At 60.7% G+C, this 12,292-nt stretch carries 9 protein-coding genes; 8 read left to right on the forward strand and 1 reads right to left on the reverse strand.

Translation table 11 applies throughout. The features are described from left to right. Window positions 1–289 precede the first annotated feature (289 nt). Genes ABID97_RS11660 through ABID97_RS11690 form a run of 7 tightly spaced genes read left to right on the forward strand, consistent with a single transcriptional unit; the run spans window position 290 to window position 10,263 of the window. Complete coding sequence (locus ABID97_RS11660) at window positions 290–1,855, forward strand: ABC transporter substrate-binding protein (protein WP_354398636.1); 1,566 nt, start codon at window positions 290–292, stop codon at window positions 1,853–1,855. 24 nt (window positions 1,856–1,879) lie between these two features. Then, on the forward strand, window positions 1,880–2,827 hold the full coding sequence (locus ABID97_RS11665) for an ABC transporter permease (protein WP_093012329.1): 948 nt from the start codon (window positions 1,880–1,882) through the stop codon (window positions 2,825–2,827). After that, window positions 2,820–3,716 (forward strand): ABC transporter permease, encoded by an 897-nt coding sequence (locus ABID97_RS11670; protein ID WP_354398637.1) that lies wholly within the window; start codon window positions 2,820–2,822, stop codon window positions 3,714–3,716. Before ABID97_RS11665 ends, ABID97_RS11670 begins: the two co-directional genes overlap by 8 nt. 8 nt (window positions 3,717–3,724) lie before the next feature. Beyond that, complete coding sequence (locus ABID97_RS11675; protein WP_354398638.1) at window positions 3,725–4,678, forward strand: ABC transporter ATP-binding protein; 954 nt, start codon at window positions 3,725–3,727, stop codon at window positions 4,676–4,678. Further along, complete coding sequence (locus tag ABID97_RS11680; protein ID WP_354398639.1) at window positions 4,578–5,378, forward strand: ABC transporter ATP-binding protein; 801 nt, start codon at window positions 4,578–4,580, stop codon at window positions 5,376–5,378. Before ABID97_RS11675 ends, ABID97_RS11680 begins: the two co-directional genes overlap by 101 nt. Then, window positions 5,375–6,592 (forward strand): M20 family metallopeptidase, encoded by a 1,218-nt coding sequence (locus ABID97_RS11685; RefSeq protein WP_354398640.1) that lies wholly within the window; start codon window positions 5,375–5,377, stop codon window positions 6,590–6,592. Before ABID97_RS11680 ends, ABID97_RS11685 begins: the two co-directional genes overlap by 4 nt. A 23-nt stretch (window positions 6,593–6,615) precedes the next feature. Next, on the forward strand, window positions 6,616–10,263 hold the full coding sequence (locus ABID97_RS11690; RefSeq protein ID WP_354398641.1) for a hydantoinase B/oxoprolinase family protein: 3,648 nt from the start codon (window positions 6,616–6,618) through the stop codon (window positions 10,261–10,263). A gap of 4 nt (window positions 10,264–10,267) precedes the next feature. On the opposite strand, the gene ABID97_RS11695 is transcribed toward ABID97_RS11690, so the two are convergent. Further along, the gene (locus tag ABID97_RS11695) at window positions 10,268–11,218 is read right to left on the reverse strand and encodes an IS481 family transposase (RefSeq protein ID WP_354397515.1); all 951 of its coding nucleotides are present in this window, start codon (window positions 11,216–11,218) and stop codon (window positions 10,268–10,270) included. Window positions 11,219–11,398: 180 nt separating this feature from the next. On the opposite strand from ABID97_RS11695, the gene ABID97_RS11700 reads away from it, so the two are divergent. Further along, the gene (locus ABID97_RS11700; RefSeq protein ID WP_354398642.1) at window positions 11,399–12,187 is read left to right on the forward strand and encodes a GntR family transcriptional regulator; all 789 of its coding nucleotides are present in this window, start codon (window positions 11,399–11,401) and stop codon (window positions 12,185–12,187) included. Window positions 12,188–12,292: the final 105 nt, after the last annotated feature.

Genomic DNA, 12,292 nt, shown 5'->3' on the forward strand with positions numbered 1-12,292 from the left:
CTCGTCGCAGCAACACGTAGTGCCCCGTGGGGTGGCGGCGTGGCCACGCTTCGTCAAGAACCGACGCGATTCCATCGCCTAGTCGCCCACGTGGTCGCAGTGCGCCGTCCAAGACGGGAGTGCATCTCGTTGGATACGTGAAATAAGTCAATCTGTCAAGACGCTGTTTCCCCTCTATTTCAAAAAACAATAAACTTTATAGTAATGCACATGGCCAGACGGATACCTCCGTTTGCCAGCGCATTTGCACTCCGCTTCCCGAGGGCAACTACCCACTCAGCGATTCCACATGAACACCCTTGTTGCTGCGAACCGTCGCGATTTCTTCGGGGCCGCCGCCTCGTTGGCTGCGCTGTCTCTTCCCATGTCATCGGCCTTTGCTGCCGGCCCGCAAAAGCGCGGCGGCACGCTGCGCGTCAGCATCAACCAGGCTGTCAACAAGCTGAACCCCTTGGTGGCGCGCGTGACGCCGGAATACCTGGTTGCCGAACTCCTGTACTCCGGGCTCACCCGGATTGGCCCGACGATGGCCCCCGAGGCCGATCTCGCCCAGTCCTGGACCAGTTCTCCCGATCTCACTCAATGGACCTTCAAGCTGCGCTCCGGCCTCGTGTTTCATGACGGCTCGGCTTGCACGTCCGCGGACGTTGTCGCGAGCTTTCAGGCCATCCTGGATGCAAAGACGGCCTCGCCGGGTCGCCAGAACATCGGCCCGATCGCGAGCGTGAGCGCTCCTGACAAGGGCACCGTGGTGTTCGTCCTGTCGTCGCCCTACGCGGATCTGCCCGTCGCTCTGGCATTCCCGAGCGCCAAGATCGTTCCGGCGTCCGTGCTGCAGAAAGGCTTGGACAGACTCAATCGCGAAGCCATCGGCACAGGGCCCTTCAAGCTCGTGACCTTCGAGCCGGAGCGCATAGTTGTTGTCGCGCGCAACGAGGCTTACTACGACAAGGCGCGCCCCTACCTCGATCGCATTGAAGTCCGGGTATATCCAGACGCGACAGCCGAGGGTTCCGCACTGATCGCTGGCGATACCGATCTGATGGCGCTGGTGCAGCCCGCTGAGTTCGCGCGTTTAAAGGCTGCATCTGGTGTGAACGCCCTGAAGCTGCCGTCGGGCGTGTTCTGCAACATCAATCTCGGGTGCAACCAGAAACCATTCAACGACGTGCGGGTCCGCAAGGCGCTCGCATTGACCGTCGACCGCCCCGCAATGGTGGACTTCGTCGCCGAAGGCTACGGCACCGTTGCGAACGACAACCCCGTCAGTCCGTCCTACTCCTTCTACAAGGAAATGCCGCCGCGCAAGCGGGACATTGCGCAGGCGAAGAAGCTGCTGGCCGAAGCGGGCCACGACAAGGGCCTCACCGTCACACTGATCGCATCCGACAATCCGTCGATCCGCACGCAAATGGCCGTTGCCCTTCGAGAAATGGCCAAGCCTGCTGGCTTCAACATCAATGTGCAGACGATGCCGCATGCCACTTATCTGGAACAGGTCTGGAAGAAAGGCAACTTCTACGTCGGCTTCTACAACATGCAGCCGACCGTCGATTCGATCTTCTCTCTGTTGTACACGTCGAACGCTTCCTGGAACGAGACGCACTGGAACAACGCGATCTTCGACAAGCTGGTGGCCGACGCACGCGCGACGGCGGACACGAAGAAGCGCACCGAGTTGTACGCCGAAGCGCAAAGACTCATGACGGACGAAGTGCCTTCCATCATTCCGGTGTACTTCGATCTGCTTCGCGCCAAGCGCAGCTATGTCGAGGGCTACCAGGTCAACCCGCGTGGCCTGGTCTACCGTCTCGACTACGTTTCGCTGGGTGACGGCGCCCCGAAGCGCGCCTAAAGCACGCCCTCGCTTGGAGCAACCATGTCGCTAAGCTACTTCCTCAAACGGATCGGACTGAGCGTCTACACGCTCCTCGTCGTGTCGATCCTTGTCTTCGTCATTACCCAGGTATTGCCCGCCGATCCTGCGGTGATGATGCTGGGTGAAAACGCCACACCCGATGCGCTGCAGGCGTTGCGAGATCAGTTGGGTCTCGATGCCCCGCTTTGGCAGCAATACCTGCACTGGTTCACCGGAGCGATCCGCGGTGACTTCGGCGAGTCGATGCGCACCGGGCAAGCCGTCGCTCCGGTGATGATGGAGGCATTGGGTCGTTCGCTGACCCTGGCCTTCCTGTCGATCAGCTTCATGCTGATGATCGCCGTCCCGCTGGGCATCATCGCGGCCGTGCGCCGCGGCAAGATTGCCGACGTACTTGTGAGCGTCGTGTCGTACGTCGGCGTGTCGCTTCCAGAGTTCGTGACGGCGACGCTGCTGGTGCTGGTCTTTGCCGACTTCTGGCAGATCCTTCCCGCGACCGGCTACATCCCGCTTTCGGAGAGCTTTTCCGGCGGACTTCGGCATCTGGCGCTGCCTGTGATCACGGTCTCGGTCATCTTGATTGCGCACGTGTCGCGGATGGTCCGCTCCGAGCTGGTTGATGTGCTGCACATGGACTACATCCGGTCGGCCCGTCTCAAGGGCCTGTCGAAACATGCGGTCCTCTTCAAGCACGGCTTGCGCAACTCGCTTCTACCCACAATCACGATCGTTGCCCTTGACGTGGGCTACCTCCTGGGTGGGGTCATCGTCGTTGAAGAAATCTTTGCACTCCCAGGCATCGGACGCCAACTGATCGTTGCCATCCAGAACCGTGATCTGCCCGCCATCCAGGCCGGTGCCCTCATCATGGCCGCGACCTATTGCGTCGTGAACTTCGTCGCTGATATGGCCTACGCGGCGCTCGACAAGAGGATTCAGTATGAGTGATATTGCCACACCGCTCCAGAGCGAAAAGCCCAGCGTCGCGTCTTCTTCGGCGGGAAAGCTCGGATCCAACCATTTCTTCGCGCGCCTCATGCGCTCGCCGCAAGGCAAGCTTGGGATGCTGATCATCGGGCTCGTCATGGTGATGGTGCTGTTCGGCCCTTATCTGGCGCCTCACAGTCCCGACGACATGGCACCGCTGTCGCGCTACAAGGGACCCAGCGCGGCAAACTGGCTAGGCACCGACCAGTACGGACGGGATTTGCTGAGCCGAATTCTCTACGGCGCTCGCGCCACGGTCGTTCTGGCGTTCATGGCCACTGCCATCGGCAGCTTGATCGGCGCCTTCATCGGGACCTTGTGCGCCTTCCTCGGCGGTCGATTCGACGAGATCGTGATGCGTACGATCGACGCTGTCATGGCCATCCCGAGCCTGCTGTTCGCGCTGCTCATCGTCAACCTGATGGGCAAGGGCGAGATCAACGCGGTGCTGGCCATTGCCATCGCGTTCGTGCCGAGCATGACCCGCATCACCCGCTCCGTGGCGCTGGCGATCCGCAAGCAGGACTTCGTCAGTGCCGCAATCGCACGCGGCGAATCAAGTCTGTACGTCGTCCTGCGTGAGATGCTGCCGAACGTGGTGGCGCCCGTCGTTGTCGAGATGACGATCCGCGTGGCCTTCGCGGTCATGCTTTTCGCGACGCTGAGCTTCCTCGGCTTAGGCGCACAACCTCCCGCGTCCGAGTGGGGCCTGATGGCCGCCGAGGCTCGCAAGTTCATGCACTTGAGCCCTTGGATGATCCTCTGGCCGAGCGCCGCCGTGGCGATGGTCGCCATCGGCTTCAACCTTCTGGGCGACGGTCTTCGTGATGCCCTCAACCCCAAAACCTGAGGCCTATCATGGATCACGTCCTTGAAGTCAAAGACTACTCGCTCGACTATGCGACACCGAACGGTCGCTTCCATGCACTGGCCAATCTCAACCTAACGATCGATCGCGGCGAAGTGCTCGGCCTCGTTGGCGAGTCCGGCTCCGGGAAGACTTCGCTCGCCTGGTCGATCATGCGCTACCTCGCGGGTAACGCCATCGAGACAAGCGGGAGCATCAAGCTGGTCGGCGAAGACCTATTGAAGGTCACTCCGAAGCAAATCGATTCCATTCGAGGGCGCCGCATCAGCATGGTGTTCCAGGATCCGAGTACCTCTCTGAATCCAACCCTGTCGCTCGGGGAGCAGCTGACGGAAGTGTTGGTCCGGCATCGAAACCTGACCCGCAAGCAGGCAGCCGTGGAGGGCATTGCCATGCTCCACCGCGTCGGCCTCAAGGACCCGACGGGGATGATGCGCCGTTACCCACACGAAGCGTCCGGTGGAGAAAAGCAGCGCGTCGTGATCGCCACAGCCTTCGCGTGCAGGCCGGAATGCATCATCTTCGACGAGCCGACCACCGCGTTGGATGTCATCACTGGACGGCAGATCCTTGATCTTTTCGCCGAGCTCCAGGCCGAAACGCACGTTGCCTCACTGTACATCTCGCACGACCTTGCACTGGTCTCCCAGGTGGCCGACCGGGTGGCAGTGATCCACAAAGGCGTCATCGTCGAGCAAGGCGACGTGGAACAGGTGTTCACCCATCCAGCCGATCCCTATACGAAGCGGCTGATCGGCGCCGTGCCTCGGCCCGATCACCGCCTCGTTGGCGCCCCCCCCAAAGACCGGCGGCCAAGCGTTGGTCGAAGCCAAAGCGCTGAGCGTGACCTATGGCGGCGTCTCGGCATTCGCCAGGTTGCTCGGCAAGCGCAAAGCCAGCGTCGTCGGCAACCGTGCCATCAGCATTGCGGTCAAGCCCGGTGAGATTCTCGGCGTGGTGGGTGAGTCCGGTTCCGGCAAGTCGACGTTGGCCAAGGCCCTGACCGGCCTCAGTCCCTTCGAGGGCCAGCTCTTCTTCGCAGGCAAACAGATTGACGGCGCGAAGGACATGGGGAAGCTCTACCGGCGGGATGTGCAGATGATCTTCCAGCACCCCGACGCCTCGCTCAATCCGCGCCAACGCGTGCGAGACATCCTGTCGCGACCGTTGAAGCTGTACACCGACACGCCGTCAGGCCAATACACACAGATCATCGGCGACCTCCTGGAACAGGTACGCCTGCCGCGTGAGTACATGAACCGCTTCCCGCATCAGCTCTCGGGCGGTGAGAAGCAACGGGTCGCAATTGCCCGCGCATTCGCGTCACGTCCCAAACTGGTTATTTGCGACGAGATTACCTCGGCGCTCGACGTCTCCGTGCAGGCGTCGGTGGTTGAGCTTCTCATCGAGTTGCAAAAGCAGTTCGGCACCGCCTACCTGTTCATCACCCATGACCTGAACCTCGTGCGCCAGATTGCCCATCGCATCGCCGTCATGTACCGGGGCGACCTGGTCGACCTCCTCGAATCCGCCGAGGTGGATTCTCCATCGCGGCATGCCTACACGCGCTCCTTGCTCGACGCCGTACCCACTCCGGTTGGCGACTACGCCAGCCTTGCTCCTGAATTGGAAGTTGCCCCATGAACGTTGATCAGTTGCTGGACCATGTTGACGAGTCCGCTGCCCTCGAGTTTCTCGCCAGGATGGTGCAGCACAAGAGCTATCCAGAAACCGATGACGAGCGCGTGCTGGCGCAATACATGGTCGAGCAGATGCGCTCCCTCGGCCTCGAGGCAGCTCTGACCTCCGTCAACGAAACCCGCGTGAACGCAATCGGCACCTGGAAGGGCACCGGCGGCGGAAAGAGCCTGCTGTTCAACGGCCATCTCGACACGAACCCCGTCTCGGAGGGGTGGACGGTCGACCCATGGGCCGGCACGGTGGACGACAAGTTCATCTATGGCATCGGTGTGTCGAACATGAAGGCCGGTGATGCTGCGTACTTCTGCGCGGTGAAGACATTGATCGACGCCGGCGTCAGGGTCAAGGGCGACGTCGTGCTCACCTTCGTGGTCGGCGAGCTTCAGGGGGGCGTCGGGACACTGGCGGCCATTCAGCAGGGCGTACGTGCAGACTACTTCATCAACAGCGAGCCGACCGACCTGTCCGCGGTAACGATGCACGCAGCCTCGCTGTCGTACACGATCGAGTTGACAGGTGTCACTCGCCATCTGTCCAAGCGCGAAGAAGCAGTCGATGCCATTGCGGCAGCGTGCGCATTGATCCCGCGAATCAATGCCATGACCTTCAGCAACGCAAAGAGCGAGGAGCATCGATCGATCAACCGCGGCCACGTCGGCATCGTCAATGGCGCACTAGGCAGGGACCTGCACGGATGGCGTCCGCCGCAGGTGTCGGACTTTGTTCGCTTGCGTGGCGTGTGTCGCTACGCACCGGGCCAGACTGAAGCCGATGCTTTGGGCGACCTGCGGCGATTGCTGGACACGCTCGAGCAAGAGCATCATGGTCTGAAAGCCACCGTCTTCGCCGAGAAGCACACGGGGCGCCCGACCATGCCGCCCTTCGAGGTCGACAAGAACTCTCGCATCGTCAAGGTCGTCAACGCGGCATTCAGGAAAGTGCGCGGCACGGAACAACCGACTGGCGCCATCAAGCCCGCTGGGTTCTTCGGAACGGACGCGGGTCATTTGTATGCGGCAGCCGGAATGGAAGGCGTGGTTTGCGGTCCCGGCGGTCGCTACAACACGATGCCCGACGAACGTGTCGACATTGCCGACTACCTGGACATGATCCGAATCTACATGATCGCAATCCTCGAGATCTGCGGAACCGAGTAACTCACCATTTCCGATCGACCACGATGACTACACCGACAAATGATCTTCAACGCGGAGCCTCGACCAAAAAATGGCAGTTCTGGATTGACCGCGGAGGCACCTTTACAGACATTGTCGCCAAACGTCCGGACGGTTCGCTTGTCACACACAAGTTGCTGTCGGAGAACCCTGAGCAGTACCGTGATGCAGCGGTGGCTGGGATCCGGCATCTGCTGGGCCTGACAGCTGGCGTGCCAGTGACCCCCGACCAGGTCGAGTGCGTGAAGATGGGCACGACGGTGGCGACGAACGCATTGCTGGAGCGCAAGGGTGAGCCAACGCTGCTGGTAACCACCCGAGGATTCCGAGATGCGCTGCGGATTGCGTACCAGAATCGCCCCCGCCTGTTCGATCGTCACATCGTCATGCCGGAGCTGCTGTACAGCCGCGTCATCGAGGCCGACGAGCGCGTCGGCGCGCGCGGCGAGATAGTCAAAGCATTGGATGAAGCCGCCTTACGTGCCGAGCTCCTGCAAGCACATGCCGCGGGCCTGCGAAGCGTCGCAATTGTTTTCATGCATGGCTACCGTTTCACCGCACACGAGATGGCGGCCAAGCGGCTGGCCGAGGCGTCTGGCTTTACGCAGATCAGCACATCTCACGAAACCAGTCCGATGATGAAGTTCGTGAGCCGCGGTGACACCACCGTGGTGGACGCGTATCTTTCCCCGATTCTGCGGCGCTACGTCGACCAAGTGGCTAGTGAGATGCCAGGCGTCAAACTGTTCTTCATGCAGTCCTCGGGCGGCCTGACCGACGCTCGCTCATTCCAAGGTAAGGACGCCATTCTGTCTGGCCCAGCCGGCGGAATCGTTGGGATGGCGCGTACAGCCGCGCTGGCCGACCATGAGAAGGTGATTGGATTCGACATGGGCGGCACATCGACCGACGTCTCACATTACGCCGGGGAGTTCGAGCGCGAGTTCGAGACTCAGGTCGCGGGCGTCCGGATGCGAGCGCCGATGATGAGCATCCATACCGTGGCAGCCGGCGGCGGATCCATCCTCGAGTTTGACGGTTCGCGATTCCGTGTCGGCCCGGAAAGCGCCGGAGCCAATCCGGGCCCGGCAAGCTACCGCCGCGGAGGTCCGCTTGCCGTGACCGATGCCAACGTCATGCTCGGGAAGATCCAGCCGGACTACTTTCCCAAGCTCTTTGGCCCAGACGCCAACGAGCCTTTGAGCCTGGATGCAGTCAAGTCCAGGTTCGAAGCATTGGCCACCCAAACAGGCCGTACGCCTGAGTCGGTTGCCGAGGGATTCATCGAGATCGCCGTGCAGCAGATGGCAAACGCGATCAAGAAAATCTCGGTGGCGCGCGGCTACGATGTGACGCGCTATACGTTGCAGTGCTTCGGCGGTGCCGGTGGGCAGCATGCGTGTCTCGTGGCAGACGCCCTGGGCATGAGCAAAGTGTTCGTGCATCCGATGGCTGGCGTACTCTCGGCCTATGGAATGGGACTGGCCGACCAGAGTGTCATGCGCGAGCAAGCCGTGGAATTGCCTCTTGCTGAATCTTCGCTGGCGGAGATCAACGATAAATTGGATGCGCTCGCAGAGGTTGCGCGTTCGGAGCTCGTGCGCCAACAGGTGCCCGGGGGCGCCACGGTTCTTCACCCGCGCATCCACGTGCGCTACGAAGGAAGTGACTCGGCACTGGTCGTGCCGGCCGGCGGTATCGCCGCGGTCCGATCGGCTTTCGAACACGCCTATCGGCAGCGTTTCTCGTTTCTGATGGAAGGCAAGGGTCTCATCGTCGAAGCCGTGTCGGTTGAAGCCGTCGTGACAGGTGATGAAGCCCATGAGGAGGCGCGTCCGCTTAACGCCGTGAGAGATACTCCTCGCAGGAATACGATTCGTGTCTTCTCGAGCGGTGAGTGGCACCAGGCAGCATTGATCCTGCGCGAGGACATGCGGCCGGGCGATGTGATTGGCGGACCGGCCATAGTTGCGGAGAAGAACGCGACGACGGTGGTGGAGCCCGGATGGGAAGCAAGGATCACCGCGCTCGATCACATCGAGATGGAACGGCGACTACCAAGAAAGGTGACGTACGCTCTGGGCACCAGGGTGGATCCGGTCTTGCTGGAGGTCTTCAACAATCTCTTCATGAACATCGCAGAGCAGATGGGTCTCCAACTGCAAAATACAGCGTACTCCGTCAACATCAAGGAGCGACTGGACTTCTCGTGTGCGCTGTTCGACGCGCAGGGCAATCTCATCGCCAATGCGCCGCATATGCCGGTTCATCTCGGCTCGATGGGCGAGAGCATCAAGACAATCATCCGGAAGAATGGAGGGCACATGGCGCCGGGCGACGTCTATGCCCTCAACGATCCGTATCACGGCGGCACGCACCTTCCCGATGTGACGGTCATCACGCCCGTATATCTGAATGAGGATCGCTCCGCGCCTTCATTTTTCGTTGGATCCCGTGGTCACCATGCCGACATCGGCGGCACGACGCCAGGATCGATGCCCCCGTTCTCGAAATCGATTGACGAAGAAGGCGTTCGCATCGACAACTTCAAACTGGTCTCGGGCGGCGTGTTCCGTGAGGCCGAACTCATCGACTTGCTGAAGAGCGGCAAGTATCCCAGCCGAAATCCACAGCAGAATATTGCCGACATCCACGCCCAGATCGCCGCCAATCTGAAGGGTATGCGCGAACTAGAGAAGATGGTCGATCAGTTCGGGCTCAATGTCGTTGAGGCGTATATGGGTCACGTACAGGACAATGCCGAAGAAGCTGTGCGACGTGTCATCAGCAAGCTAAGGGGTGGGACGTTCACACTCCCGCTGGACAACGGCGCGCAAATCCAGGTACGAATCGACGTCGACATCGCAGCCCGAAATGCTGTCATCGATTTCACCGGCACGTCCGGTCAGCAATCGAATAACTTCAACGCGCCGCGTGCGGTGTGCATGGCAGCGGTGTTGTATGTGTTCAGATCGCTCGTCGGCGACGACATCCCTCTCAATGCCGGCTGCATGAAGCCGTTGAAGGTGATCGTGCCAGAGGGATCCATGCTCAACCCGGTGTACCCGGCGTCAGTCGTTGCTGGCAACGTCGAAACCTCTACCTGCATCACAAATGCGTTGTATGGCGCGTTGGGCACGACTGCGGGAAGCCAGTGCACGATGAACAACTTCACCTTTGGCAACAGCACCTATCAGTACTACGAGACTATTGCCGGCGGCTCGGGCGCTGGCGGCATCCTGGACAAGGATGGCGTCCTGGTGGACGGTTTCAACGGAACGAGTGTTGTTCAATCCAATATGACCAACTCGCGCCTGACCGACCCAGAGATCCTAGAGTTTCGCTTCCCCGTGCGCTTGCAAAGCTTCGAAATCCTTGCGAACTCGGGTGGAAGAGGGCGTTGGTTCGGTGGAAACGGCGGCGTGCGGCGAATCAAGTTCTTGGAGCCGATGACCGCAAGCATCTTGTCAAACGGACGCAGGCAAGGCTCCTTCGGAGCAGGCGGTGGAGAGACGGGAAGAACTGGATTAAACCGAGTGTTTCGAGGGGACGGAACAGTCGAGGTGCTGGACCACATCGGCCAGGCCGAAATGCACTCGGGCGACGTTTTCGAGATCCAGACGCCCGGCGGTGGCGGATTCGGCCCCCCGTAGGCGACTAGGTGTGAAGCGTCAAGAGGTTGTTTCTTGACGAGTTGATTCTGGAGATGGGCGCGACGCCGCCGATACCGCTGTGCGGGCGATGCCAGTTGTAGTGGTGCTGCCAGCTTGCCAGGGCATCGGTTCGATGGGCCGAGTTCTGGTAGGTCCAGCCGTAGGCCCACTCTCGCAGCGCGGACTGGATGAACCTCTCGGCCTTGCCATTGGTCTGCGGCCGGTAGGGTCGCGTGAAGCTGTGCTTGATGCCCAGTTCCGTGCAGGTTGCCCTGAACTCGCGCGAGCGAAACGCTGGGCCGTTGTCCGTGAGCAACCGCTTGACGATGATGCCCAGGCGGGCGTAATAGGCCACCGCATTGCGCAGGAACAGGACCGCCTGCGCTTGCTTTTCGTCCGGGTGCATGGCGGTGAATGCCAGCCTTGCATGGTCGTCGATGGCCACGAACAGCGTCTCCCAGCCTGCTCCATCGACCGAGTCGCGCCGGTTTCCTGTGACACGGTGGCTGGGCCGCACGATGCGCCCAAGCTTCTTGGTGTCGATGTGCAGCAGATCGCCGGGCGCCTCGTGTTCATAGCGCACGACCGCTTCGACAGGCTCCAGATCGCTCAACCTGGACATGCCCGCTCGCGCCAGGACGCGACTGACAGTGGACTCCGAGACGCCCACGCTGCGGGCGATGCGAGCCTGCAGCATTCGGCGTTTGCGCAGCTCGACGATGAGCAAGGCCTTGCCCGCATCGATGGCCCTGGGCGAGCGCGTGGGCCTGGAGGACGCATCGGCCAACGCGGCTTCGCCGCCGGCCAGATAACGACCGAGCCACTTCCTGGCCGTTGGCGCAGTGACGCCGTGTGCGGCTGCGGCTCGCACGGCATCCAGGCCTTCCAAGGTCATCTGTTTGACCATCTCGATTCGGCGGGCAAAGGTAAGTCGGGCATGCTTATGGGTGTTCATCCGGTTGGGCGTCCTGAGTGGATTGGGTGTTTGGCGACTTCCAGTCTCTCAAACCCAATCCGGATGAACACCGGATACAACCTATTGAAGCTTCACAACTAGGCCATCGACCGAGCACAAACGTGCGACCTATTACTGGCAAAATATAAACATTACAGTTGAGTCACCGGACGGGAACAGATGCTCGAAGTCGAAGAACGATCCGCGCAGGCAGCAGGCGATAACTCGCCTGTGCAGCGCATCACTGAACTGTCGAGTTCGCCGCTGCACGAAGTAGTCAAGCGCCAGATTTCCGAGGCCATCGACCTGGGGGCTTGGCCCCCAGGTCATGTGTTGCCCAGCGAGATCTCGCTGGCCAACACCATGGGTGTCGCAGTCGGAACAGTGAGGCGCGCTCTGCTTGATCTCGCAGCAGAGGGGCTGTTGAGCCGTCGACGCAAGACCGGAACTGTCGTTACCGGGCGCACTGCACACCGAGGACTGAGGTACTTCTTTAAGTACTTCCGACTGCACAGACGAGACGGCTCGCTGGTCCATTCCGAAGCTCGGGTGCTTGCTGTAGTGCGTGAAAAGGCGAACTCCGTGGTGCAGGAAAAGCTTGGACTGGACGCCGACGCGGACGTTATTCGACTCGAGCGACTTCGCTTGGTGAACGCACAGCCGGTAATGCTCGACACTTTCATTCTGGCGGCTGAACGCGTGCCGGATTTTCCCCTTAAGAACGAAGACGTTCCTCAACTCGTCTACACCTATCTTGTCGAGCGGTACGGGATTAAAATTTCGGCAGTGAGAGAAGAACTCAGCGCGGAACTCGCCTCGGCTGATGATGCTAGGCTTCTTGGTATACAGACACCTGCTGCCATCATGATGATCGAGGAAGTTGCTTTCGATCAGTCCAACGTTCCAACTATCGTGGGCGTGCGACGTGCGTTAACCAAGGACCACGTCTACATTAACGAAGTGCGTTAGGCACCAAGTGCGACTTGCCTCGCGATCTCCAGGTTGCCATCGCGCATGGGCTGAACGCCGATCTCGTGCGTAAGTGGCGCTCCGGCCACGGGCAAGGTAAGGGCA

Origin of the sequence: Variovorax sp. OAS795, from assembly GCF_040546685.1 — a bacterium.
In the GTDB taxonomy this organism is placed as follows: Bacteria; Pseudomonadota; Gammaproteobacteria; order Burkholderiales; family Burkholderiaceae_C; genus Variovorax.

Excerpts from the sequence above, each read along its gene's own strand:
- ABID97_RS11685 (WP_354398640.1), top strand. The coding sequence starts at position 5,375 with ATGAACGTTGATCAGTTGCTGGACCATGTTGACGAGTCCGCTGCCCTC.
- ABID97_RS11670 (WP_354398637.1), top strand. The coding sequence starts at position 2,820 with ATGAGTGATATTGCCACACCGCTCCAGAGCGAAAAGCCCAGCGTCGCG.
- ABID97_RS11690 (WP_354398641.1), top strand. The coding sequence starts at position 6,616 with ATGACTACACCGACAAATGATCTTCAACGCGGAGCCTCGACCAAAAAA.
- ABID97_RS11700 (WP_354398642.1), top strand. The coding sequence starts at position 11,399 with ATGCTCGAAGTCGAAGAACGATCCGCGCAGGCAGCAGGCGATAACTCG.
- ABID97_RS11695 (WP_354397515.1), bottom strand. The coding sequence starts at position 11,218 with ATGAACACCCATAAGCATGCCCGACTTACCTTTGCCCGCCGAATCGAG.
- ABID97_RS11660 (WP_354398636.1), top strand. The coding sequence starts at position 290 with ATGAACACCCTTGTTGCTGCGAACCGTCGCGATTTCTTCGGGGCCGCC.
- ABID97_RS11665 (WP_093012329.1), top strand. The coding sequence starts at position 1,880 with ATGTCGCTAAGCTACTTCCTCAAACGGATCGGACTGAGCGTCTACACG.
- ABID97_RS11675 (WP_354398638.1), top strand. The coding sequence starts at position 3,725 with ATGGATCACGTCCTTGAAGTCAAAGACTACTCGCTCGACTATGCGACA.